Source organism: Acidisoma sp. PAMC 29798, assembly GCF_030252425.1.
GTDB classification, from domain to species: domain Bacteria; phylum Pseudomonadota; class Alphaproteobacteria; order Acetobacterales; family Acetobacteraceae; genus Acidisoma; species Acidisoma cladoniae.
The window spans coordinates 3,636,197-3,660,035 of sequence record NZ_CP126994.1 but is presented as its reverse complement, the minus strand read 5'-3'; the positions used below and the strand labels follow the sequence as shown (position 1 = coordinate 3,660,035).

The window sequence follows — 23,839 nt, the reverse complement described above, 5'->3', positions numbered from 1 at the left end:
CCGTGTTAGGGGACGTGCATGAACATTCTCTCCATCCAGTCCTGGGTATCCTACGGCCATGTCGGCAATGCGGCGGCGGCATTTCCCCTGCAGCGCCTGGGCGCCGAGGTCTGGACGGTGAACACGGTCCAATTCTCCAACCATACCGGCTACGAGTCCTGGCGCGGGATGGTTTTGCCACCGCAACTCATCCGCGATCTGGTTTTGGGGATCGAGGAGCGTGGAGTTCTGCCGGGATGCGACGCGCTGCTGTCCGGCTATCTGGGCGACCCGGAGGTCGCCGAGGCGGTGCTGGACGCCCATGCACGCGTCATGCGGGCCAATCCCCGCGCGCTCTATTGCGCCGACCCGGTGATCGGGGACGATGATCGCGGCGTCTATGTCCGCCCCGGCGTCGCGGAGTTGATGCGGGACCGCATTTTGCCCGCCGCCGATATTCTCACGCCCAACCATTTCGAGCTGAAGCACCTCACGGGGATGCCCTGTGTCACCTTGGCCGAGGTCAAGGCGGCGGTGACCGTCATCCAGGCGCGGGGTCCGCGCCGCGTGCTGGTGACCAGCCTGCGGACCGAGGAAACCCCGGCCGACTCGCTCGACATGCTGGCGGCGGAGGACGGGCAGTTCTTCCTGCTTCGTGTACCCATGCTGCCGCTGGCCATCAACGGCGCGGGCGACGCCGTCGCTGCCCTGTTTCTGCTCCATTGCCTGCGGACGGGTTCGGCGCCCGAGGCACTCGGCCGCGCGGGCTCGTCGATCTTTGGTATCCTGCGGCGCACGGTGGAACTCGGCGGCCGGGAGATTGCGCTGATCGCCGCACAGGAGGAGTTGGTGTCGCCCAGTCGCCTGTTCCTGCCCACGCCCTGCTGATAAGAGCCGCCAGCGCCCTTTTCCTCCCCACCACCCCACGTTCCAAGGAACCGTCATGAGCAAGATCATTCGCACCAACCCCGGCCCCGTGCTGGCCCAGGCCGTGGAATATCACGGCTTCGTCTATCTCCAGGGATGCACGGCGCAGGATCTGAGCAAGGACATCACCGGCCAGACTGAGGAAGTTCTCACGCAGATCGACGCTCTGTTGGAACTGCACGGCACCGACAATACGCGCCTGCTGCAGGCCCAGATCTGGGTCAAGCACATCAAGGATCGCGAGACGATGAACAAGGTGTGGACAGCCTGGCTGCCCGAGGGGATGTCCCCGGCCCGCGCCTGCGTCGAGGCCAATATGGCCGATGACCGCCACCTTGTGGAAATCATGGTCACCGCCTGCAAGTAAGGCCGAAGCGCCGATCGCGTCCCGGGCTGTCAGCCCGGGACGCGATCGCTGTCTTGCGCAATGATCTGCCACAACCGGCCGCGCGCGGTTTCCTCAAGCTCTGCTCACGATCGTGTAACTGATCATTTCTAGGATTTCACTCCTAAAAACCCACCCTCTTCACAGGCTCAATTGGACGAATATGCACCTTGACATGCATTTTTCGTGGTCTGCGGTTGTGTTGAACACACGGCTTGTTTACCGACAGTTCACGAACTGCTCACCAAGCCTTGGAGACGATACGGATGCAGATGCAGAAGACAGCCCAGAAAGTCGTTGTTTTCGCATCGTTTATACTTGCCGGTGCTTGCTCAACCTTAGTTTCCGCACAAGCGCATACACGTAAAGTTGAACACCATCATCTGCAGGCCGCCGCAGCGCACCGTCACGGTGCCGCGCAGGTCGCGAGCCGCAGCCACCACGCGGGCACTAGCCGCCTGGCGCACAGCTCTCATGGCAATCGCGACATCATGGTTTCGGAAAATGGCCGTCGTGGTCACGCAACGATGCAGCGTGTTTCCATGGTGGTTCATCGCCACGGCCGAACCTATACCCGCACCGTTTGGCGCCCGAGGGACAATACCTGGCGCACGATGGCGGACAACGTCTATTCGAGCGGCGCCTATCATGGTGGCTGGTTGCAATGCGTGCCTTATGCGCGCCGCGTCTCCGGCATCGAACTGACGGGCAATGCCTATACCTGGTGGAACGAGGCTGCCGGCCGCTATGACCGGGGCCAGTCGCCCGAGAGTGGCAGCGTCCTGAACTTCCGCAACAATGGCCGCATGCGCCTCGGCCATGTCGCGGTCGTCACCGAAGTCGTCAACCGCCGCGAAATCCTCGTGACTCAGGCGAATTGGGGCGGCCCCGGCTTCGTGCGCGGTGGCGTCTCCAACGGTATTTCCGTGGTTGATGTCTCCTCCAATAATGACTGGACGGCCGTCCGCATGGCGCTCGGTCATTCCTCGACCTATGGCTCGGTCTATCCGACCTATGGCTTCATCTATGGGCATCAGGGCGCGACGATGCAGATGGCCGAGAATGCCGCACCGGCTGCGCAGATCTTGACCGACCGTCCGCCTTCCGACCTGCGGTCGCCGAGTGAGCGCAAGCGTGGCCAGGGCGTCTTCGCGACGGCGGTCCAGTTCGCCTCCGCGCCGAGCTTCGACGGCCCGGCGATTGCCGCTTCTGCACCGGATCGCGCCATCCGCTAGGATTGCCCGAGGCCGTCTTCCAAGATTCATGAGAGCGACATAATCTCTCCGTTCAGGCGCCGCGCGGCGTAGGACGGGAAGGAGATCGTGCTTTCCAGGACACTCGCAAATCCAGTGGCGGTCACAGCCCCGGTGCGCAAGTTTTGGCGCTGATCGGCTTCGTCGGCCTTTGCCTTCTGGTGCAATTCGCGGGCGCGAGCGCTGCCGCGAATGGCATTACACGCTGGTATCCCTCCCTCCGCTCTCCGCCGTTCACGCCGCCGGCCTGGCTGTTCGGCCAAATCTGGACCATTTTGGACAGTCTGACCGGCGTCTCCGCTTGGCTGATCTGGCGCCGATTCGATCCTTGGGGGCCGAGTGCGCGGCCGGCTCTGCGGCTTTGGGGGTGGCAGATCGCGCTCATTGCCCTGTGGCCCGCGATCTTTTTCGGTCTGCGCACGCCGGCGGGCGCGATGCTGGTTTTACTTGGTCTCCTCGCCGTGTCGGCCGCCACGCTCGTCGCGTTTTTGCGCCGAAGCCTGATAGCGAGCGTATTATTACTGCCGTCCGTGGTGTGGCTCTGCTATGCAGCCTACCTCAATGCGGGGCTTTGGTGGCTGAACCATGGGTTCGGCTGACCGGCTGAGAGCAGGTCGATCTTGACCAGAAGACACAGCCGCCTTTATGCGGCGGCGATGGGCGGAGCGATTTAATATGCTAAACCGGATGATGGTCACGCGGGTTCTGCCGGCCTTGGTGGCTGGGATGCTAACGACGTTTGCGGTGAACTGCCATCAGGCCCGTGCTCAGGCGGCACTCCCGTCCCCGAACTCGATGGGTCCGGTCGTCAAGGGCAATGACAATCTTTCGGTGGCACAACCGTCGCAGGCCGGTCTTCCGGGGTCGAGACGGGCAATGCCTGTCAATAAAGGTGCCATCTCCTCCACGCTGCTGTCCCCCAATGACGCGCTGTTCGACTCCATCGATCGCGGCGATATTGTCGCTGCGCGGGATGCCGTGGCGCGCGGCGCCGACCTCAGTGCCACCAATGCAGTGGGCCAGTCGCCGATCGACGAATCGGTCGATCTCGGCCGCAATGACATCACCTTCCTGCTCGTGACGCTGCTTCATGCTGGCGGCGCGGAAATTACGGATGCCCAGGGTGGCCCTATGGCGTCGCCCCCGGCGAATACCTTGGGCCTCAGTTCCAAGGATCAGCATACGGCGGCCGCCCCCGTCGCGTTCTTCGGTAACCCGGCGGGCACCCCCTCATCGACCCGCCGCAAGAATAAAAGCGGGACGTCTGAGGCCAGCGCGACGACCCCGTTGCGCAACAAGCCGCCGCGCCAGGTCAGCCAGCCGGCCTATGCCGACAGCAGCGGCGCACCGGTGCCGTCGGCCGGTTTCGTGGGCTTCGGCGCGTCTGGCCAATAGGCGCCTCAGCCCATCAGCGAGGACCGAGCTGCGTCGGTGACGCAGGTCGGGCGACCGTCTGCAGTTTCAGCAAATCCCTGATCTCCGTAAGAAGAATCTCGCTCGCCGGTGGCGGGGCGGGCTCCGCATCCGGCCGGCGGTATAGCTTGGACACCAACTTCACCAGCCAGAAGATGGCGAAGCTGATGATCGCGAAATTGATCACGGCGTTAATGAAGACACCCACATTGAGGGTTACGGCGCCGGCCTTCTGGGCGTCAGCCAAGGTCGCGAGATGCGGACCCTTGAGCGTGAAGAAGATGTTCGTGAAGTCGATGCCACCGATAATGAGCCCCAGGATGGGGGTCAGAATGTCCTTGACCAGGCTGCCGACGATGGTGGTGAAGGCGGCGCCGATGATGATGCCGACCGCGAGGTCGATGACATTGCCGCGCATGATGAAGGACTGAAATTCCTCCAGCCATGCCGGGCGGCGCGGGAGTGTCTTGAAGTCGAATTGGGCCATGGGGCCGCCTCCTAAAGCGTTGCTATCGTGACGGGCCTAGCCTGCCCTTGTTGAGCCACCGCGACAATGTGGATTGCCTAACGGACGTGACGAGGGCTGTGCCCCTGATTGGAGAGACGATGATGCGAATGATGTTGTGGGTGCCGGTTTTGGCCATCGCCTTGGCGGGCTGCGGCAGTGACGAACCTGACCGCACCTCGGGCGCCATGGCCACAGGTGCGGGCACCGGCGCGGTGATCGGCCTCATTGGCGGACCGATCGGTGTGGTGGTCGGCGCCGCGGTCGGTGCCGGTGCCGGGGCGCTGACCGCCACCAATACCAGCCCGAAAACGGTCAACCTCGGCGACCCGATCTGGGCGAACGCGCCGGGCGTTCCGGCAAATTCTCAGCCGTCTCTGGCAGCCGCTCAGGGCTATGGCAATTTGCCGGCGCCGCAGCCGTTGCAGCCCCAATCCTATCAGCCCCCATCGTATCAGTCTGGTCCGTCCCCCGGTGCGACCTCGCTACCGCCCCAAGCGCCGATCCAAAGCCAGCCACTCCAGCCCTGATGGGTGGCTGTTAATTCGCCGGAGAGACGATCGGCGGTGCCGTCAGGTCGCTGCCGGTCGGCTCTGCGAGATCGGCCGGCGCCGGGGTGACAGGCGCCGTCGCCACGACGTTGCCGGGATAGGCCGAGGTCGAGCCTGTGTTCACCGGCTGCGAATCCAAGTGATTGAGGCAGTCGCTCATCATGCCGTCGCGCTCGTGGCGGACCACATTCGTGTTGGTATTCGCCATTAAAATCGAACTGCCGCTATAGGGCGAGCTGACAGGATCGGGCTGGCTCAGGATGTCCTGATTCTGCCGCACGACGACCCGATCGACCTGCTCGCGACAGGCGTTGTACTGCGCCTGCTCGCTGCGGGTTTCCTGCGGCGCCTGGGCGCAGCTAACGAGCAGGGCGGGCACCGCCAGACCCAACAGCATGCGCGCAAGGGGGCGGAAAGGGCGGGGCGATTGGCTCATGCGAAAGACTCCAATTGGGATCGGCGCGTCAGGATTCTGGGGCACAGCATCGTCAGTCCCCAAGCGGTTCAAGATCAACGGAGACCGTGAGGTCATGCTCGCCGCCGCCCAGGATGATACCGCGCAGAGGAGAAACATCCCCAAATTCGCGGCCCCAGCCGAGCACGACATGCTCCTCCTGCACGATCAGGTTGTTGGTCGGATCGAAATCCAGCCAGCCGTGAGCTTCCCCCAGCCAGCAGCCGACCCAAGCGTGAGAGACGTCCGCGCCGACGCGGCGGGGCTTACCGGGTGCCGAATAGGTGCGGATATAGCCTGATGTATAGCGCGCCGGCAGGCCGAGGGTACGCAATCCCGCAATCATGAGATGGGCGAAGTCCTGGCAGACGCCGGCGCGTTGGGCCAGCACGCGGGCGACGGATGTGGTGATGGTGGTGCTGAGCGGCCGGAAGGCGAAGTCCGTCTTGATGCGGCCATTCACTTCGATCAGGGCTTCGAGAATGGGCCGGCCCGGCGTGAAGGACTGGGCGACATAGGCGCCGGCGCCCTGGTCGGTGGCGACCATGGGGCCGGCGAAGGTGAACTCCGTCGCGCGCCAGGCCTGGGGGCCGCCGGCCCGCGCCTGGGCCACGACCTCTTCCCAGGGCGGAGTAGCCTCAGGCGGCGGTGCGGTCGGGAAGGCGACCTCAACCTCGGCCTCGGCCGTCACGCGCAGATGGTCGTGCGGTTCATCGATGAAAATCCAGGTGACGCGATTGCCGAAATGATCGACCGCCTCACTGGTGCGCGCCGGCACCGGATCGCAAATGATGCGGGTTCCGCTCACGCTCTGCCAGGGCAGGGCGCGCGGGGACAGATGCAGCATATGGCTCGCGAGATCGACCGGCTCGGCATAGTCATAGGCAGTGAGGTGCCGAAGCTTGTAGCGCATGGCGCTCTGTATCACGCGGCGCCGAGGAGGGCAGCGGGGGCTTCGTCTTCCTGTTCCACGCCGACCGCCCTGACCACGGGAAGCAGGGCGAAGTAGCGGCGGAAGACCATATCCGACAAGGCCCGCACGCCTTCGGCCAGGGCCACCAGCCGGGGTGCGACGAGGCCCAGGGCTGCGGTGCTGTCGGGACGCTGCACGACATCGCTCACAACGGCCTGGGCCATGCGGATCAGGCTTTCCGCCTGCGCCTTCAGCGTGACGTCCCCGCCGCCACCGATATTGCTCAGAAGGGAGCGCAAGGTGGTGAGCTGGAAGGCCAGAGCCCGCGGATTGCTCTCATCCGCGACCACCAGATCCAGCACCGGTGCCGGCTGCACCGTGGTGAAGTAGCGGCTGCGGTAGGTGATGGCGGAGTCGCAGAGTTCGAGGGCGAGGTGCAGCCCACGCTCCCACCGCGCTTCCGGTTGGTCGAGCACAATAGCGAGGTGGTCCGCTGTGAGGGCGGCCCGCTCCACGCGTCGGCCCATATCGAGGAACAGCCAACTGCCGCCCCGCACCATGTTCTCCGCCGCCAAGCCCGAGACCAGCGTGGAGAAGCGCTGGATGCTCGCCATGGTATGGGCGAGGGTATCGAGCGTGCCGGGGCCATGGGCCGCCTCCTCCGATGCCGCACGCAGCATATGGGTGAAGGAGGCATACATCTCCCCGGTCAGGCGGTCGCGCACCAGTTCTGTGAGGCGGCTGACATGGCCGAGCAGGCGGGCGATGGCGCCGCCGTCCCGGATCGAGGAAATGATGGCGGCATTCAGGGGCATGCCCTTCTTTTCCGCATCGGGATCGTTCAGGTACGAGGCCGCGAGGCAGCGCTCCAGCAACTGAAGTTCCAAATGCTCGCGCGGCAGCGGCATGCTGCGGCCGAGGCGGAGGATGATGGCCCGTGTCAGCCGGGCCCCCGTCTCCAGCCGTTCGATATAGCGCCCGAGCCAGAACATGTTGTCGGCCGTGCGGCTGGGCAGTTCGCCATAGGTGCGACGAATGGGAAGCTGCACCTGCAGGGCCGCCGCCGGGCCCACGATATGCTCGCTGCCCTCGGCCATGATCCAGACGTCCTTGGAGACGCCGCGCGTGGGCAGGTGGCCGGTGAGTTGCCCTGGCTCCAGATGCCGCGCCAAGCCGCCCGGCATGGCGTGCCAGGCGCCGCCGGACTTGACCAGGAACATGCGCAGGATGACGGCTTGCGGCACGAGTTCATCGCCCCGCGCACAAGGCGCGAGAGAGGGTGGCGTCGATGCGAGGGCGGCGTAATCGCCCGGCCGGGCGGCGATCTTTTCCAGCCAGGCTGCCCGTGCCTCGGCCGAGAGATCCGGCAGATGAACGGGCTGGGCCGTGCCGTCCGTCGCTGAGCGCAGCAGCCAGCCCTGCGGGTCGCGCAAGACCTGGGCGCGCGCGTCGTCATCGCCCAGCCACAGCGTCTCGACGCTCGGCAGCCGCAGGTTTTCGCCCAGGAGATAGCGCGCAAGGCCGGGCAGGAAGGCCATGATAGCCGGGGCTTCGCCAAGGGCCGTGCCCGGATCGTTGACGATGCGCACGGCGCCGTTGCGCACCGCGTCCAACAGACCCGGCACGCCAAGCAGGCTGCCGGCATTGAGTTCCAGCGGATCGATCATGCGGCCTTCAAGCCGCCGCAGGATGACGTCGATCCGGTGCAGGCCGGTGAGCATCTTCAGGTAGACGACACCGCCGCGAATGGTGAGATCGCCGCCCTCGACCAGCGTGCAGCCGAGTTCGCGCGACAGGAACATATGTTCCAGCCATTGCGGGCTGCCGGTACCGGGTGTCAGCAGGGCGATGTTCGGGGAGGGCCGGCCGAGCGGCGTGGCCTGCTGCAGAGACTCCTGCCAAAGGTCGAAGAAGGGGCGCAGCGGCCTGATCTGCACCGAGCGGAACATCTCGGGCACCACCCGCGACAGGATGCGCCGATTCTCACGGGCGAGGCCGGCACCGGCCGCGCCCGAGGTGCGATCCGACAGAACTCGCCAGCGGCCGTCAGGCCCCCGGATCAGATCGGCCGCGTAGAAGTTGAGGCGCGGATGCAGCGGCGGCCGGGACGTGTGACAGGCGCGCAGGAAGCCGGGATTGTTGAAGACGAGGGCCGGCGGCAGATGGCCGGTATCGACCACGTCCTGCCGCCCGTAGACATCCTCCAGCAGCATTTCCAGCAAGGTCGCGCGCTGGCCGAGGCCATCCTCCAGCTCCGCGAATTCGGCTGCCGACAGCGGCAACGGAATGGGGTCGCATCGCCATAGGCCGTCCGTGGTGCCGGACTCGTAACTGCCTTGGGCGCCCGGCAGGATGCTGCGCACGCCTTCATCTTCGAAGGCTTGGTCCAGCCGCCGCTGCCGATTGGCAAGCGAATCGGACAGCGTTGAGAGGCCGCCGAGAACGCGGCGCCAATGCAGCCGGACTTGCCCGGTCCCATCGACCATTTCATCGACGCCTTCGGTGGCGAGACGCGTCATCATCGGGGAAGTGTCATGACGGGGTCACGGGAAGCGGCGCAGATCCAGGCTGCGCGGATGCTCCGGCCCGGCAGCGCCGCGCGGCTCCGCCATCGGTCCGGCGGTGTGGCCATGGGCGAAGAAGCGGGCACGCCGGCGCGCCTCCGCCTCATTCGCATTGACCGGAAAGGTGTCATAGCTGCGCCCGCCGGGGTGGGAGATGTGATGGGTGATGCCGCCGAGGGACCGGCCACTCCAGCGATCATAGACATCGAAGACCAAGGGCGTCTGGGCCTTGATCATCGGGTGAAGGGCGCTGGGCGGGTTCCAGGCCTTGAAGCGTACGCCGCCGACATACTCGCCCAGCGTTTCGGTCGGTTGCAGCGGTACGGCGACGCCGTTGCAGGCGAGGATGAACCGCTCCTCCACCCAGCCGCGCACCTTGGCCTGAAGGCGCTCGGTCGCACTATCGACATAGCGCACCGTGCCGCCGGCTGCCGGATCCTCGGCCAGCACATGCCAAGGCTCCAGCGCGTGGTGGAGTTCGAGTTCGGCGCCATGCACGGCGACGGAGCCGATCTTGGGGAAGCGGAACTCGACATGGGGCGCAAACCATTCGGGCTTCACCGGAAAGCCGGCGCTTTCCAGATCGCCCAGCGCATCCGCCAAATCCTGCTCGAGATAATGGCGCAGCATGAACTCGTCATGCAGGCGCGCGCCCCAGCGCACGAGGCGGCGCTCATAGGGCTTCTGCCAGAAGGCCGCGACGGCCGAGCGCATCAGCAGCGTTTGGGCGAGGGACATGCGGGCATGGGGCGGCATTTCGAAGGCGCGGAATTCCACCAGGCCACGACGGCCGCCGATCGCATCCGGCGCATACATCTTGTCGATCGAAAACTCGGTGCGGTGGGTATTGCCGGTCATATCCGCGAGGATGTTGCGGAACAGCCGGTCGGTCAGCCAGGGCGGCGTTTCCTTAAAGGGGCCGATCTGGCTGAAGGCGATGTCGAGTTCGTTGAGCGCATCCTGTCGCGCCTCGTCGATACGCGGATGCTGCGAGGAGGGGCCGATGAACAGGCCGCTGAACAAGAACGACAGGCTCGGGTGGTTTTGCCAAAAGCCGAGCAGCGACTTGAGGAGATCCGGCCGACGCAGGAAGGGACTGTCCGGCACGTCGATGCCGCCCATGACGACATGGTTGCCGCCACCGGTGCCGATATGCCGACCATCGAGCATGAACTTCTCGGTGGCCAGGCCTTCCTCGCGCGCCACCTGATACAGCTGCTCGCTGCGTTCGACCTGCTGCGACCAGCGCGTCGCGGGATGGACATTGACCTCGATCACGCCCGGATCGGGCGTGACGGAGAAGCTTTGCAAACGTGAGTCCGATGGCGGCTGATAGCCTTCGAGGAAGACCTTGCGGCCCATTTCCTCGGCCGTCTGCTCGACGGCGGCGGCGAGGTCGAGCCAATCCTCGGCCTCGTAGAGCGGCGGCATGAAGATATGAATGAGGCCGTTCCGTGCTTCGACGGCCAGGGCCGTGCGCACGAGGTCGGGCTCGCCCCGCCCCGGCAAGGGCCGGTCCGTCTCTTGCTCCACCGGCCGGAAGGCGCTGGCGCCGGCGGGCTGTTCGGGTCGATAGATCTGGGCGCCGATCCGCAGCCGATGGGGCCCCGGCACCGCACGATAGGGCGCGAGCGGCCCTTTCGGTGCGAAAGGATCGGGCTCGGTCAGTAAGGGAAGTGTGGCGGGATCGGCCCAGGGCAGGCTTTCCAGCGGCAGGCGCAGACCGATGGGGCTGTCGCCAGGCACGAGGAACATCGGCCCCTCGCGGAAGAACCACTTGCCGCTCTGCCAGCGCCGGCCATCCGCCTCAGCGGTGCGCCGCAGCGGCAGCACGCTGCCGACCGTCGCTTCCAGACCCTGGGCATAGACGCGGGCGAGGCGCGCACGCTCCTGCGGGTCGCGCAGATGCGATGCTTCGACCAGCACATTGGCGGGCAGCCGGCTCTCCCGCCACAGGAAGTAATGGATGTCCTCATAGGCCGGAATGACGAGGCTGGGGTCCACCTGAAGACGTTCGGCGAGCAGGGTCGCGAAGCGCGCGGCATCGGCAGCGGTCGCCGTGTCGGTGTCGTCATCCGATGCCAGAAGATCAGGATTCTTCCAGATCGGCTCGCCGTCGTCCCGCCAATGGGCATGCAGCGCCCAGCGCGGCAGCTGCTCACCTGGATAGTGCTTGCCGAGGGCATATTGCAGGGCGGCACCCGGCGCCCAGAGCGGCGTCAGGCGGCGCAGCAACCGACCGGCCATGCGGCGCTTGGAGGGACCCATGGCCTCCGTCGTCCATTCGGCGGCTTCCATGTCCGAAGCCGAAACGAAGGTCGGCTCACCACCCATGGAGAGGCGCACGTCACCCGCTTGCAGCGCGCGATCGACGCGGGCACCGGCACGCAGGATGTCCTGCCAGGTCGCGTCGTCATAGGGCTTCGTCGTGCGCGGTGTTTCGCTGATGCGCGTGACCGACATTTCGAAGTCGAAGGTGGTGTCGCTTTTCTCGACGAGGCCTGAGATCGGCGCGGCAGACATGGGGTCAGGGCTAGCGGCGAGGGGAATATGGCCCTCACCGGTCATCAGGCCGGAGGTGACGTCGAAGCCGATCCAGCCGGCGCCCGGCAAATAGACCTCACACCAGGCATGAAGATCGGTGAAGTCGGAGGTCGGGCCTTCCGGCCCCGTCACCGGCTTCTGGTCCGCCACCAATTGGATGAGGTAGCCGGACACGAAGCGCGCCGCGAAGCCCATGTGGCGCAGGAGGTTGACCAGGACCCAGGCCGAATCGCGGCAGGAGCCGGTGGCTTGGCTCAACGTATCTTCGGGTTCCCAGACGCCGGGTTCGAGTCGCACGATATAGGCGATGCGATGGGCGAGGCGGCGGTTGATCTCGACCAGCATATCGACAGTCGGCTGCGGACCGCCGGCGATCTCCTCCAGGATGCGTTGGAGTTCCGGGCCGGCCGGCGCGGTCTTACGGAAGGGCGCGAGTTCTTCCTCCAGCACCGGATCATAGGCGAAGGGGAAGGTCTCGGCCTCAGGCTCCAGAAAAAAGTCGAAGGGGTTGATCGTCGCCATATCCGCGACGAGGTCCACCGTCACCGAGAATTCGGAAACCTTGTCGGGAAACACGACCCGCGCCTGGAAATTGCCTTGCGGATCCTGCTGCCAGTTTACGAAATGCGGTTCGGGCGTGATCTTCAGAGCGTAGGAGAGAATAGGCGTGCGCGCATGGGGCGCCGGTCGCAGACGGATGGTCTGCGGCCCCAGCGCCACCGGGCGGTCGTAGTGGTAGCTCGTGCGATGGGTCAGTGCGGCATGGACGGACATAGGGCGACGTCTTCCTCGCAACTCTCGGATCACGCTGTGGCACGCTCGGGCGAGGAGGGTGCCTTACAACGCGACGCGGGTCGATGGTTGGAATGCTGGTCGAACGATTTTATGCCCGGTCGGGCGTCGCTCTAGGTCGCCTTGGGCGTCTTCTGGATGGCGCCCGTCATCGGGATGAAGAAGACGCCGACATCGCGCCGCGAATGGATCTTGCCGTTCTCGTCCTTGGTATAAACGTAAAGAACCTGACCGCGCTTGAAGGGTTGCCCGATCGGAATGATCATGCGGCCACCTGACTTGAGCTGCTTGAACAGATCGGGCGGCGCATATTCGGCGGCACAGGTGACGATGATGACGTCGAAGCCTTCCGACACCTCGGGCCAGCCATAATAGCCGTCACCGACCTTGGTCTCGATATTGTCGTAGCCCAGCGGCTTGAAGATATGGGAGACGGCGTGGCCGAGCGGCTCGATAATTTCGATCGAATAGGCTTTCGACACGATGCGGGAAAGCAGCGAGCTTTGAAAGCCGCTGCCGGTGCCGACTTCCAAGGACACCATGCCGGGCTTGGGCTCCAGCAACTGGGTCATATAGGCTTGGCCGAGATAGTCGGACAGCGCCGACCCATAGCCGATCGCCCAGGGCTTCGGCGTCGATTCGTACGCTTCGGCCGGGGCTGCGACCCGATTTTGGTACATGTAGTGATAGTATTCGCGCGGCACTTGCTCGAACGCCGCCATGACCAGCGGATCGACCTTCCCGAAATGGGAGGAGAGGTACGAGGCGATCATCTTCATCGCTGCCGGCTTGCGGGCCTGGATAGTATCGAACTCAGCCTGGGAAATGACGGTGGGACGGCCCGACTCGGCCATCGCCTGATTGTACCGCTCCCGTGTCCAGGGCTTGCCCATCGTTTCGGTGGTCACCGGGGGCGGGGCGTCGGCGGCGAAAGCCGCCAGGGACGGCGCCGATAGGCCGATGGCTGCGGCGGCCAGGCTGGCAGCGGACAGAAAGCCCCGACGAGGCAGGCGCGCAGAATTGTCGATGACCACAATGGCCTCCCTCACGTGTGAGCGAGCGTCCATGATGCAAAGATCCTTCCCGGTCAACGCGCGGTCGCGGCGAGGAACGGGGCTCAGGGTCCGACTCTGGTGAATTCGAGATCGACCCGCGACAGATCAGCGCGTTTGGCGAAGGTGGTGAGGGCGTTGACGGTCGCGGTTACGATTGCGCCCACGACCTTATCCTCCCGCCGGGCGAGCTTTTCGCAGATCCGAAGATAGTCGAGTAAAACTCGTTGTAGGCGCGCTGGTCCCGGAAGGTCCACGAATAGTCCGAGCGGATACCTGCGATCGCGAATTCCTCGAAAGCGTCATAGTCCTTCCGCAGCTGATCGAGATTCATCAGCATCACGCCGGAGTTGAAATAGCCCCAATCCGTCTGGTCGAATTCCGGGGCGCAGGCGATGGTGGGCGGTGGGGTCGTGCCGAAGGCGACGGTGCGCAGGAAGACGACATCGCAATCGGTGTACAGCACCAGCGGCGCTTCGTGCTCGATCAAGCAGATCTGGGACCGCAGCCAATGGCCCATGAAGCTCAAAGAATAGCCGCCCTCCGCCGCGCGGTCGCGGATCACCTGTGAAAATCTGGGGAAGATGGGATGCACGACGACCCCGTGGGCCTCCATCCAGGCGGTAAAGTCGTCACGCTCACCGGCATAGAGGCAATGCGGCTCCAGCCCACCGACCGCGAGGGCGGACAGCACCGCCAACCGGGCGTGCAGGCCGGTGTCACCCTCCACACCGGCGGTATCAAGGCCGAAATACCACTTCATCATGCCGGGTTAGTGCTCGATCGTCGCGTCAAGGCAAATACTCGCGTCAAAGTCGGTGGCTTGGGTCAAGGCTCGCCATCATTTCCCGCCATTCGCGAAGCGAAAGCCCGCTTTCGGGCTGCTCCACCCGTTCGCCTGCCAACATCCGGCGCAGGATCGCCATCATCGGCGCCGAGAAGGTCGTGGCCCCCATGCGATAGTCGAGGAAGGCCTGATGGGCGATCGGCACCCAGGCCGCGACCATGTCGAGCATTGCATCCGCATAGACCCTGATTTCGTGCTGCGCATGGGAATCGGCGCGCAGCGACAGGAAGTGAAAGAGGTTGTGAAGGTCCGTCTTCCAGTACCATTGGGTATAAGTGTTTAACGTGAGGTTCATGCGGGCGAGTTCTCGCGCCAGGCCCCGACGCTCGGGGTCGGCGGGCGTTTCCTCGCTGCCTTCGTTCAGCATCCAGGTATAGTCGTCATGCGCGCGCTCGGCATCGGTGCGCAGCATGGCCAGGACCTGGGCCGCCTCGTCCCCCGCCAGAACCTCATCGCGCCCCTGGCGATTGAGGCTGGATTGCGCCGCAAGCTGCGCGGGCTCGGGAATGTAGAACTCCCGGTCCATGACGGAATAGCGGGCGGAATATTCGTTCACGCTCGACATGCGGTGCCGGATCCACTGCCGCGCCACGAAAATGGGCAGCTTCACATGGAACTTGATGGCGCACATTTCGAAGGGCGTAGTGTGCCGATGGCGCATGAGATAGCGGATGAGGCCGGTATCCTGGCTGACCTGACGCGTGCCCCGGCCATAGGAGACTCGGGCCGCCTGCACGATGGCGCCATCATCCCCCATATAGTCGATGACCCGGATGAAGCCGTGGTCGAGCAACGGAATCGACTGGTAAAGCCGGGCTTCAAGGGCCGGAACGGTGGCGCGGAAGGTTTGGTGCGCGATCTCCGGCGTGGCCGGGATGGCGATACTCTGGTCTTCGCTGGGGCTCACGCCATGCCTCTTCTCTTATTCGGTCCCAGCGCCTATATTCGATCCGCTGGCTTGCCGGCTATGGCGATAAACAGTGTTCGGAATAATCGTAGTGGACCCGGGGGCAGTACCCGGCGCCTCCACCAAACATTCCGACGGTTCAAAGCGAATCACGCTTGGGACCAGAGGGATCACGGGGGCGACACAGGCTCGACACGCGTGGTAAAGGTACACTTTTTGCTCGGCATGATTCCGCCGTTATCGGGTCATTTTACAAGTGCCAATGACAATCATGAGGCATTCGCTGTCGCTGCGTAAGCAGCAATAAGCGCGGTTCGGGGGGCACCGGGCAACAGAAGCCCCCCACTTTCAGCGATAATCTTGATTGAAATCCAGACAAAGTCTCGCATACCGCAATCCGTCTTTGCGCGGACGCGCCCGACGCGCTATGCCCCGCCTCTGGAATGTCCCCGGTTCTTGGGATGTTCATGACAGGGCCCGAGCACGGGTTGCGCGGCGATGGCGCCGCAATCGGAGAAGCGTGAGTGACCGACGAGACCAGCGAACCGCCCGAAAGCCTGATTCCCTACGACTCCTGGCTCGAAGAGGCTCAGCGTCAGGTCGTCAAGCGGGCGATCGACTTCGCGGGCAGCAACGGGCTGCCGGGGGATCACCATTTCTACATTACCTTCCGCACGAATTATTCGGGCGTCCATGTGCCGGCACGCCTCTCCGCGCAATATCCGGAAGAGATGACCATCGTGCTCCAGCATCAGTTCTGGGACCTCAAGATCGAGGACGACATCCTGACCGTTGGCCTATCTTTCTCGGGCATCCCCTCGACCCTTGTCATTCCGATGGGTGCCATCGTCGGCTTCGCCGATCCGCATGTTCGCTTCGGCTTGCGGATGCAGGTTTTGGACTCGGCGGAGGAAGAGCCTGTGGTCGAGGAAGTCGCCGACGCGGTCGAGCCGGCACCGGAGGGCGAGGCACCGGACCCAACGCCCCAGGTCGTGAGCCTGGACGCGTTTCGGCGTCGGGCGCCGCCGAAAGACTAACTCCGTTCCCACCGATGCGCGTTTGGTCTATGGCGCAGGGACGCCGGCCCGCCGGCATCCGCATCATAAGGCTGAGCCATGCGCTTTACCGTCGACCGGATCGACCACATCGTCCTCACCTGCGCGGAGATCGAAACCTCCGCATCCTGGTATCAGCGCGTGCTGGGCATGGAGCGTGAGGAATTCGGCACCGAGCGGCGCACCGCGCTGAAATTCGGGGGCCAGAAGATCAACCTCCATCAGCGCGGGGAGGAGGTGAAGCCGCATGCGCGCGCTGCCGCCCCTGGCACCGCCGATGTGTGCTTCATCGCGGCCGTAGGCACGGACGAGATCATGGATCATCTGCGCGACTGCGGCGTGACGGTCGAATTGGGACCGGTGAACCGCGCCGGCGCCTTCGGCCCCATCAGCTCGGTCTATTGCCGCGACCCCGATGGCAACCTGATCGAAGTCTCGTCCTACCTGCACGACGATTAAATCCTTGCGGCTGTCCGATTTCGATTTTGAGCTGCCGGACGGCGCCATCGCCCAGCATCCGGCCCGACCGCGCGACTCTGCGCGGCTGCTGCATGTCACGCAGGATCGACTGACGGATCTGATCGTGCGGGATCTGCCGGGCCTGCTGTCACCGGGCGATATCCTCGTCTCCAACGACACCCGCGTCATTCCCGCCCAGCTTGCCGCGACACGGCGTGGGGCGCGCGTTGGCATTACGCTCGACCGGCCCTTGGCCGATGGCACCTGGCAGGCGCTGGCGAAGAATGCGCGCCGGCTGCAGCCCGGCGATGATCTGTGCTTCGAGGGTGCGGACCTGACCGCGACGGTGGTGGAGCGTCGCGCCGATGGCAGCGTGGCGCTGCAGTTCGATCGGGAGGGTGAGGCTTTTGTGCGCGCGCTCGATCAAGCGGGTGCCCTGGCGCTGCCGCCCTATATCACCCGCCCCGACGGGCCACGCCCCGAGGATGCCGAGGATTATCAGACCGTCTTCGCCAATCCCGCCGGTGCCGTCGCGGCGCCGACGGCCGGGCTCCATTTCACGCCCGCGCTGCTCGCGGCTCTGGATGCGCGGGGCGTTCATCGCGCGACGGTGACCCTGCATGTCGGTGTCGGCACCTTCCTGCCGGTCCGCGTGGAGGATGTGTCCGAGCACCGCATGCATGCCGAGCGCGGGGTGGTGTCGGCCGAGGCGGCGGCGGCGATCAACCAGGCCCGCGCCGCCGGTGGCCGCGTCGTCGCGGTCGGCACCACCAGCTTGCGCCTGCTGGAGAGCGCCGCCGATGCGGCTGGCCGGGTGCATGCCTTCGCCGGTGATACCGCCATCTTCATCACCCCCGGCTATCGTTTCCGGGCTGTGGACCGGCTGATGACCAATTTTCACCTGCCGCGCTCGACGCTGTTCATGCTCGTCGCGGCCTTCTCGGGGCTTGAGACGATGCGTGCCGCCTATGCCCATGCGATCGCAGACGGTTATCGCTTCTTCTCCTATGGCGATGCCTGCCTGCTGGAACCTTCCTCATGAGCCTGACCTGGACCCCGGCCGCGACCGATGGCGCAGCGCGCGCCGGCACGCTGCGCACCGCCCATGGCGATGTGCCGACGCCGACCTTCATGCCCGTCGGCACGGCCGCGACGGTGAAGGCGATGACCGCCGATGCGGTGCGCGAAACAGGCGCCGGCATCGTGCTTGGCAATACCTATCACCTCATGCTGCGCCCCGGCGCCGATCGCGTGGCCGAGCTCGGCGGCTTGCACCGGATGATGGATTGGCCAGGACCGATCCTGACCGATAGCGGCGGCTTCCAGGTCATGTCCCTCAGTGGCCTGCGGAAGCTCGACGCCGACGGCGTGACCTTCCAATCCCATCTCGACGGCAGCCGCCACCGGCTGACGCCGGCGATTTCGGTCGAGATTCAGCACAAGCTGGACGCCACCATCACCATGGTGCTTGACGAGTGCCCGCCCTTTCCGGTGACCGAGGATCAGGCGCGGTCTTCTATGGACATGTCGATGCGTTGGGCGGCGTTGTCCCGCGCGGCCTTCGTCGCGCGGCCTGGCTACGGGCTGTTCGGCATCGTGCAGGGCAGCGTCTTCCCCGACCTTCGTCGCCAATCCATCGCGGCGCTGATGGAGATCGGCTTCGAGGGCTATGCCCTGGGTGGTCTCGCCGTGGGCGAAGGGCAGGCGATGATGTTCGCCATGATCGAGGCGACGGGCGACCTCATGCCGGCGGATAAGCCGCGGTATTTGATGGGCGTTGGCACGCCGGACGATCTGCTCGGTTCCATCGCGCGGGGCATCGATATGTTCGACTGCGTCATGCCGACGCGCGCTGGCCGCACCGGCCGCGCCTATACCTCCCGCGGGGTGATGAACCTGCGCAATGCGCGCTTCGCGGCCGAAACCGGTCCGCTCGATCCCGGCTGCACCTGCCTCGGCTGCCGCCGCCATGCGCGCGGCTATCTGCACCACCTGTTCCGCGCCGACGAGATGCTGGGGCCAATGCTGCTGACCTGGCACAATCTGACCTATTACCAATCGGTTGTGGCGGGCGCGCGCGCCGCCATCATTGATGGTCGGCTGGCGGCCTATAGTGAGGCTGTGCGCGCCGGCTGGGCCGAAGGAGATATGCCATGACTGAGACTTATGAAGGCCTGACGCAGCTCGGCCAGGCTGCGCGGCCTGCCGATCGTCCAGAAGACGCTGTCTTGGAGCGGGTGCCCGCTCCGGCCCAGGGCCTGGATTACGTCGTGCGGTTCACGGCGCCGGAATTCACCTCCCTCTGTCCCATGACGGGGCAGCCGGATTTCGCCCATATCGTCATCGACTATATCCCCGGCGAATGGCTGGTGGAGAGCAAGTCGCTGAAACTGTTCCTCACCAGCTTTCGCAATCACGGCGCCTTCCATGAGGGCTGCACCATGATGATCGCCGGACGCCTGACGGACTTGCTGGCGCCCCGCTGGCTGCGGATCGGCGCCTATTGGTATCCGCGCGGCGGCATTCCCATCGATGTCTTCTGGCAGAGCGCCGCGCCGCCGGCCGGGGTCTTCCTGCCCGACCAGGGCGTGCCGACCTATCGCGGTCGGGGATGACGCCCGCCGCCGCCATGGGGGACGAGATCCGCGCGAAGGCGACGGCGCTCGGCTTCGATGCGGTGGGGTTTTCCGAGGCGCGGCTGAGCCCCGAGACCGGCGCCCGGCTACGCGAGTTCCTTGCCGCCGGTCATCATGGCGAGATGGGCTGGCTGGAGGCACGGGCCGACGAGCGGGCGGACCCTCAGGTGCTGTGGCCGGAGGTGCGCAGCGTCATTGCCCTGGGGATGAGCTACGCGCCGCCGGGCGATGCGCTGGCGACGGTGGGCATGCCGGGCCGGGGCAATGTCTCGGTCTATGCGCGGCATCGCGATTATCACGACGTCATCAAGGGCAAACTCAAGCATCTGGCGCAGTTCATTGTCTCGCGCGCGCCGGGCGGGCAGGTGAAGGTCTTCGTCGATACAGCACCCGTGATGGAGAAGCCGCTGGCCCAGCGCGCCGGCCTCGGCTGGCAGGGCAAGCACAGCAACCTCGTCTCCCGCGCTCATGGCTCCTGGCTGTTCCTGGGGGAGATTTTCACCACGCTCGATCTGCCGCCGGATACGCCGCATGCCGACCGGTGCGGCACCTGCGCGCGCTGTATGGCGGCTTGCCCGACAGATGCGATTCCGGTGCCGTATCGATTGGAGGCGACGCGCTGCATCAGCTATCTGACGATTGAGCATGCCGGCCCGATCCCCGTCGAGTTTCGTCGGGCCATGGGCAATCGCATTTATGGCTGCGACGACTGCCTCGCGGTCTGTCCCTGGAACCGCTTCGCGGTGGCGGGACGGGAGGCGAAGCTTGCCGCCCGCGCCGATCTGGAGGCGCCACGCCTGGCCGAACTGTCGCGGCTGGATGATGCGGCGTTCCGCGCGCTGTTTGCGGGATCGCCGATCAAGCGCATCGGGCGAGACCGGTTTTTGCGCAACGTGGCGATCGCCATTGGGAACTCGGGTGACGCGGCTTTGCGGCCGGAGGCGGAACGCCTGAGCCACGAGCCTGACCTGGTACTAGCCGAAGCCGGCGACTGGGCGGTGGCCCAACTGGATGTGGCGGCGACGGGGGCAGTTTTGCTATGATGCCGCCATGAGCACGATGGTCGATCTCAGCCCCGAGCTTGAGCGTTTCGCCGAGGGCTGCGTCAGCAGCGGCCGGTTCGGCGACATGACGGAGGTCTTGGAGTCCGCCCTCGTGATGCTGCGCGCGGCTGAGGCGCGGCGTGCGGCCTTCGTGGCGTCCCTGGAGGAAGCGCGGGCCGATACTGAGAGCCACGGCTATCACACTCTAGAAGAGGTCGAAGCGAAGCTTCGGACAACCGTCGCCGGGGCGCGATCCCGCCGCGGCTGACGCTTCGGGGATTTTCAAGACGCGCCCTCGCCGAATTGGACGAGGCTGCAGCCTGGATCGCGCACGACAACCCTGATGCTGCAGATACGCTCATAACGCTTGCGATCGGGGCAGCGAAGTTGCTTGCCGAAAATCCCCGCCTCGGGCGCCTGCGGCCGGATCTCGCGCCCGCACCCTACCGCTTCTGGCCGCTCCGGGGATTTCAATACGTGTTTGTTTATGACGCCGAGGCGAAGCCTCCGCTCATTCTTCGCGTCATCCACCAGGCGCGGGATTTGCCCGACGCGATGCTGTGACCGATATCGCCTCGTGGTGGATAGCGCTTCGCTCATCCACCCTACGACGCTGGATGTAGGGCGGATGAGCGCAGCGTTATCCGCCGATAGCCCCTACGCCGGCCGGTGAATTGGCAGGTCCTGCGCCGTGCCGCGCTCCATCAACAGCGAGCGTAGGTTGCGGATAACAGGGAACACTTCCTGGTTCCAATCGCCGCCCTGCGCGTCATGCGCCGCCTGTTCCTGCTCCACGATCTCGCGGTCTTCCTTGAAGATGCGCTCGGTGAAGATCACCAGCAGCGGCCAGGCGGCTTCCAGAATGCCGGGAATCTTGGGCTTGTGGATCGACAATAGGCCGAAGACGCGGTTCTGGCGCTGCTCACGGTCCTGCGGAACATAGGTGATCCAGAGATCCATGACCGGCGTCTCGTCCTTGGTCCGGATACGCAAGGTCTGGTAGGGATATTCGGTGCGGATGGTCATGACATCCTTGTCCGAATCCTCCCGCTCCGCGCCGCGCATCTGGCCGAAAATCGCGGCCTCGCCCCAGGGCTGCTTGCCGCCGGTTCGGGCGAAGCTGTAGCGCGCCTCCACCCAATCCTCGCCCCGCGCCTGGCCCAGGAAGCGGGGCCGCATCTGGCCCATCTGCTTGCGGTGCAGGAACTGATGATTCATGTCCATCAGGTTCTCATGCATGAAGCTGTAATGGCAGCCGACCATGCGGCCGAAGCGCCGGGTTTTGTAAGCGGGGTTGGCGACGGAGCCGAGCGCCGGGAAGGGCACCCGATCCACGAGTGCCGGATCGCCTGGGAAGACGAAGATCAGGCCCTCAGCCTCCCGGCAGGGATAGGCGCGCACGCCGTTCGGCAGCTTGTCCTTGCCGAGATAGGGCACGTCCGTGCATTTGCCGTCATCGGCATAGGCCCAGCCGTGATAGCCGCAGCGGATGGCGCAGCCCTCGACCGTGCCTTGGCTGAGCGGCACCTGGCGATGGGCACAGCGATCGGCCAAAGCGAAAACGGGCTTTGTCGCATCCTTGGGGCGCACCAGAACGATCGGATCGCCCGCGAATTTAACGGCGAGCGTCTTGCCGGCTTTCAGGTCCTTGGACCATGCCATGGGCTGCCAATGATCGGGATGAATGCCGACCCGACGCAGATCCCGGCCTTCCATGGGCGAAGGCAGAATATCGTCAGGCGCCAAAAAACCTTGATCCATGCGTCGTTGCCCCAGGTATTCAGGAAACCATAGCGGAAGACTGTGGCAGCGCTAAGATCGACAGCACTATTATGATCGTTCGATCATCATCAATCCGGTAGTGCGATGGGTGCCAGTCGATCGAAACCATCGCCCGGTCCTGGATTGTCTAGATGCGTTGCGCCACCGAAATGGTGTAGCACGCCCCAGACCGCATTGAGAGCGGTTTGTACAGCGCCTTCCGCCCAGGCGGGGGTGAAGGAAATGCCGTCCCCGGCCAAGAACAGACCCCGCTCCGCCGCCGGCATTCCATCCTGCATGAACTGGCAGAACATGCGCCGGTTGTAGCGGTAATGGCCCGGCAGGGCGCCCTTGAAGGCGCCCAGGAAGTTCGGGTCGCTCTCCCATGAAACGGTGATGGGGTCGCCGATGATATGAGAGGCGATATCGACCTTGGGGTAGATCTGACGCAGCGCGTTCAGCATCAGGCGCACCCGCTTATCGGCATCCAGGGGGAGCACCTTCATCGCATCCGTCATCCAGGAATAGGACAGGCAGATGACCGACGGCCGATCGGGTCCATTGTCGAAAAGATAGGTTCCGCGTGTGATACGATCCGTCAGCGTCATGCTCATGACATGCCGCCCGGTGGCAGCATCCCGGTCGGTCCAAAAAGGTCTATCCACCATCACGAAGGTTTTGGAGGACTGCATATAGCGGGTGCGATCCAGCGCCATCCACAGCTTTTGGGAGAACAAGCTCTCGTCGCAATCGATCTGCGTCGTCAGCAGCCAGGAATGGCAGGTCGAAATCACGGCCCCATAGCGTCGGGTATCACCCCAGCGATCGGTTAGCGCCAGCCGACCGTCACTCTCCCGCGCGATGCGGGTGACGCCGGGGCGTGGCGCGCCGCCATGCAGCGAGGCGACAGAGGTGCCGCGCGGCCAATGCGCGAGAGTCTTGGGCGCCAGGCGCCAGAGTTTGCGGGGCAGTTGCTCGGCGCCGCCCACGATCATCCGCTGGTGATCATCCTGCGCCGTCACGACGACGCGGAGAATCTCCAGCATCGAATTCGGGAAATCGCTGTCCCAACCGCCCGTGCCGAATCCCACCTGGCCGAAAATCTCGCGATGACGAAATGACTTTTTGGCAAAAGACGCCGAGGATGCGATGAAATCATAAAAGGTCCGCTCATCCCACAGGGGCACAAGGCGATTCCAGATCGCCTTCAGCGTGGACACATCGCGCAGCCGGACGGCGTTCTGAAGGGCTTTGAAATCCGCCCCCACCTCCAACGCTTCGGTCCAGGCGTCGGACACTTCCCGCAGCAGCGGCGGCAGGGCGCCTGCGCCTTCGACATAGACCTGCTCGCCTTCGAGATCGATCAGCGTCGAGGGTGTCGCGGCGTCGAGCGGATTGGGGAAAGGTTTGGTCTCGAGGCCGACGGCGTCGATATAATGGTACAGGCCGGTGGAGGAGACCGGAAAGCGCATGCCGCCGAGTTCAGCGATCACGCCCTCCGCACCATGGAAGGGTTCCGACCGCAATCGGCCGCCGATGCGCCCGGCCTCATAGACGACGGGACGGAGGCCGAGCTTCATCAGCTCATGGGCGGCGATGATGCCTGAAAGTCCGGCGCCGATGATGGCGACCTCGGTGCCATGGGCCGCCGCCGGCAGTTGGCCGAGGCCGGCCGCATGGGACAGCCAATCGTCATAGGCGAAGGGGAAATCCGGCCCGAAGGTCGTGATCGGCGGTGCGGATGCCCGGGTGTCGGTTTCATGCAGCACGCTCATCGGCCGTCCTCCGGCGAAGGCCGC

24 protein-coding genes and 1 other RNA gene are annotated in these 23,839 nt (G+C 65.0%); 15 read left to right on the top strand and 10 right to left on the bottom strand.

Features of this window, described 5'->3' with window-relative positions; translation table 11 throughout:
- The first annotated feature begins 18 nt into the window (after positions 1 to 18).
- The 5 genes from pdxY (at position 19) to QP803_RS17595 (ending at position 3,939) form a co-directional block, all read left to right on the top strand.
- Entirely contained in the window at positions 19 to 867 is an 849-nt protein-coding gene (gene pdxY / locus QP803_RS17615) for a pyridoxal kinase PdxY (RefSeq protein ID WP_284944780.1), read from the top strand.
- Positions 868 to 922: 55 nt separating this feature from the next.
- Positions 923 to 1,273, top strand: a complete 351-nt coding sequence (locus tag QP803_RS17610; RefSeq protein WP_284944779.1) for a RidA family protein — start codon at positions 923 to 925, stop codon at positions 1,271 to 1,273.
- A gap of 545 nt (positions 1,274 to 1,818) precedes the next feature.
- Entirely contained in the window at positions 1,819 to 2,526 is a 708-nt protein-coding gene (locus tag QP803_RS17605; RefSeq protein ID WP_284944778.1) for a CHAP domain-containing protein, read from the top strand.
- Between the two features lie 143 nt (positions 2,527 to 2,669).
- Positions 2,670 to 3,143, top strand: coding sequence for a TspO/MBR family protein (locus tag QP803_RS17600; RefSeq protein WP_284944777.1), 474 nt, complete (start codon positions 2,670 to 2,672; stop codon positions 3,141 to 3,143).
- Positions 3,144 to 3,420: 277 nt separating this feature from the next.
- Positions 3,421 to 3,939 carry an ankyrin repeat domain-containing protein gene (locus QP803_RS17595; protein ID WP_284944776.1) on the top strand — a complete coding sequence of 173 codons (519 nt, stop codon included), beginning with the start codon at positions 3,421 to 3,423 and terminating at the stop codon, positions 3,937 to 3,939.
- A gap of 13 nt (positions 3,940 to 3,952) precedes the next feature.
- On the opposite strand, the gene mscL is transcribed toward QP803_RS17595, so the two are convergent.
- Positions 3,953 to 4,444: a large conductance mechanosensitive channel protein MscL gene (gene mscL, locus QP803_RS17590; RefSeq protein WP_284944775.1), complete on the bottom strand. Its 492-nt coding sequence runs from the start codon at positions 4,442 to 4,444 to the stop codon at positions 3,953 to 3,955.
- A 119-nt stretch (positions 4,445 to 4,563) separates the two neighbouring features.
- On the opposite strand from mscL, the gene QP803_RS17585 reads away from it, so the two are divergent.
- The gene (locus tag QP803_RS17585) at positions 4,564 to 4,992 is read left to right on the top strand and encodes a YMGG-like glycine zipper-containing protein (protein WP_284944774.1); all 429 of its coding nucleotides are present in this window, start codon (positions 4,564 to 4,566) and stop codon (positions 4,990 to 4,992) included.
- A gap of 10 nt (positions 4,993 to 5,002) precedes the next feature.
- Here QP803_RS17585 and QP803_RS17580 read toward each other — a convergent pair whose 3' ends face one another.
- From QP803_RS17580 to thyX, 7 genes are all read right to left on the bottom strand, one after another.
- Positions 5,003 to 5,449, bottom strand: coding sequence for a hypothetical protein (locus QP803_RS17580; RefSeq protein ID WP_284944773.1), 447 nt, complete (start codon positions 5,447 to 5,449; stop codon positions 5,003 to 5,005).
- A 52-nt stretch (positions 5,450 to 5,501) separates the two neighbouring features.
- Positions 5,502 to 6,380 (bottom strand): transglutaminase family protein, encoded by an 879-nt coding sequence (locus QP803_RS17575; RefSeq protein WP_284944772.1) that lies wholly within the window; start codon positions 6,378 to 6,380, stop codon positions 5,502 to 5,504.
- A gap of 11 nt (positions 6,381 to 6,391) precedes the next feature.
- On the bottom strand, positions 6,392 to 8,902 hold the full coding sequence (locus QP803_RS17570) for a circularly permuted type 2 ATP-grasp protein (protein WP_284944771.1): 2,511 nt from the start codon (positions 8,900 to 8,902) through the stop codon (positions 6,392 to 6,394).
- Between the two features lie 21 nt (positions 8,903 to 8,923).
- Positions 8,924 to 12,262, bottom strand: a complete 3,339-nt coding sequence (locus QP803_RS17565) for a transglutaminase family protein (RefSeq protein ID WP_284944770.1) — start codon at positions 12,260 to 12,262, stop codon at positions 8,924 to 8,926.
- A 131-nt stretch (positions 12,263 to 12,393) separates the two neighbouring features.
- Positions 12,394 to 13,347, bottom strand: coding sequence for a protein-L-isoaspartate O-methyltransferase family protein (locus tag QP803_RS17560; protein WP_284944769.1), 954 nt, complete (start codon positions 13,345 to 13,347; stop codon positions 12,394 to 12,396).
- Between the two features lie 136 nt (positions 13,348 to 13,483).
- Entirely contained in the window at positions 13,484 to 14,098 is a 615-nt protein-coding gene (locus tag QP803_RS17555) for a glycosyltransferase family protein (RefSeq protein WP_284944768.1), read from the bottom strand.
- 43 nt (positions 14,099 to 14,141) lie between these two features.
- Positions 14,142 to 15,086 (bottom strand): FAD-dependent thymidylate synthase, encoded by a 945-nt coding sequence (thyX, locus tag QP803_RS17550; protein WP_434082863.1) that lies wholly within the window; start codon positions 15,084 to 15,086, stop codon positions 14,142 to 14,144.
- Positions 15,087 to 15,092: 6 nt separating this feature from the next.
- Between thyX and ssrA the strand changes: the two genes are divergently transcribed.
- From ssrA to QP803_RS17505, 9 genes are all read left to right on the top strand, one after another.
- Positions 15,093 to 15,433: a transfer-messenger RNA gene (gene ssrA, locus QP803_RS17545) on the top strand.
- Between the two features lie 177 nt (positions 15,434 to 15,610).
- Complete coding sequence (locus QP803_RS17540; RefSeq protein ID WP_284944767.1) at positions 15,611 to 16,123, top strand: SspB family protein; 513 nt, start codon at positions 15,611 to 15,613, stop codon at positions 16,121 to 16,123.
- A gap of 78 nt (positions 16,124 to 16,201) precedes the next feature.
- Positions 16,202 to 16,600, top strand: coding sequence for a VOC family protein (locus QP803_RS17535; RefSeq protein WP_284944766.1), 399 nt, complete (start codon positions 16,202 to 16,204; stop codon positions 16,598 to 16,600).
- A 4-nt stretch (positions 16,601 to 16,604) separates the two neighbouring features.
- Complete coding sequence (gene queA / locus QP803_RS17530) at positions 16,605 to 17,642, top strand: tRNA preQ1(34) S-adenosylmethionine ribosyltransferase-isomerase QueA (RefSeq protein ID WP_284944765.1); 1,038 nt, start codon at positions 16,605 to 16,607, stop codon at positions 17,640 to 17,642.
- Positions 17,639 to 18,757, top strand: a complete 1,119-nt coding sequence (tgt, locus tag QP803_RS17525; RefSeq protein WP_284944764.1) for a tRNA guanosine(34) transglycosylase Tgt — start codon at positions 17,639 to 17,641, stop codon at positions 18,755 to 18,757. Before queA ends, tgt begins: the two co-directional genes overlap by 4 nt.
- Positions 18,754 to 19,215: a preQ(1) synthase gene (gene queF, locus QP803_RS17520; protein ID WP_284944763.1), complete on the top strand. Its 462-nt coding sequence runs from the start codon at positions 18,754 to 18,756 to the stop codon at positions 19,213 to 19,215. The genes tgt and queF overlap by 4 nt, the downstream gene beginning before the upstream one ends.
- On the top strand, positions 19,212 to 20,279 hold the full coding sequence (gene queG / locus QP803_RS17515) for a tRNA epoxyqueuosine(34) reductase QueG (RefSeq protein WP_284944762.1): 1,068 nt from the start codon (positions 19,212 to 19,214) through the stop codon (positions 20,277 to 20,279). The genes queF and queG overlap by 4 nt, the downstream gene beginning before the upstream one ends.
- Before the next feature lie 7 nt (positions 20,280 to 20,286).
- Positions 20,287 to 20,547, top strand: coding sequence for a type II toxin-antitoxin system ParD family antitoxin (locus tag QP803_RS17510; RefSeq protein WP_284944761.1), 261 nt, complete (start codon positions 20,287 to 20,289; stop codon positions 20,545 to 20,547).
- Entirely contained in the window at positions 20,532 to 20,843 is a 312-nt protein-coding gene (locus QP803_RS17505) for a type II toxin-antitoxin system RelE/ParE family toxin (RefSeq protein ID WP_350356101.1), read from the top strand. Before QP803_RS17510 ends, QP803_RS17505 begins: the two co-directional genes overlap by 16 nt.
- A gap of 93 nt (positions 20,844 to 20,936) precedes the next feature.
- Here the strand turns inward: QP803_RS17505 and QP803_RS17500 are convergent, their stop codons facing one another.
- Both QP803_RS17500 and QP803_RS17495 read right to left on the bottom strand, forming a co-directional pair.
- Positions 20,937 to 22,040, bottom strand: a complete 1,104-nt coding sequence (locus QP803_RS17500; protein WP_284944760.1) for an aromatic ring-hydroxylating oxygenase subunit alpha — start codon at positions 22,038 to 22,040, stop codon at positions 20,937 to 20,939.
- 89 nt (positions 22,041 to 22,129) lie between these two features.
- Entirely contained in the window at positions 22,130 to 23,815 is a 1,686-nt protein-coding gene (locus QP803_RS17495; RefSeq protein WP_284944759.1) for a flavin monoamine oxidase family protein, read from the bottom strand.
- Between the last annotated feature and the right edge of the window lie 24 nt (positions 23,816 to 23,839).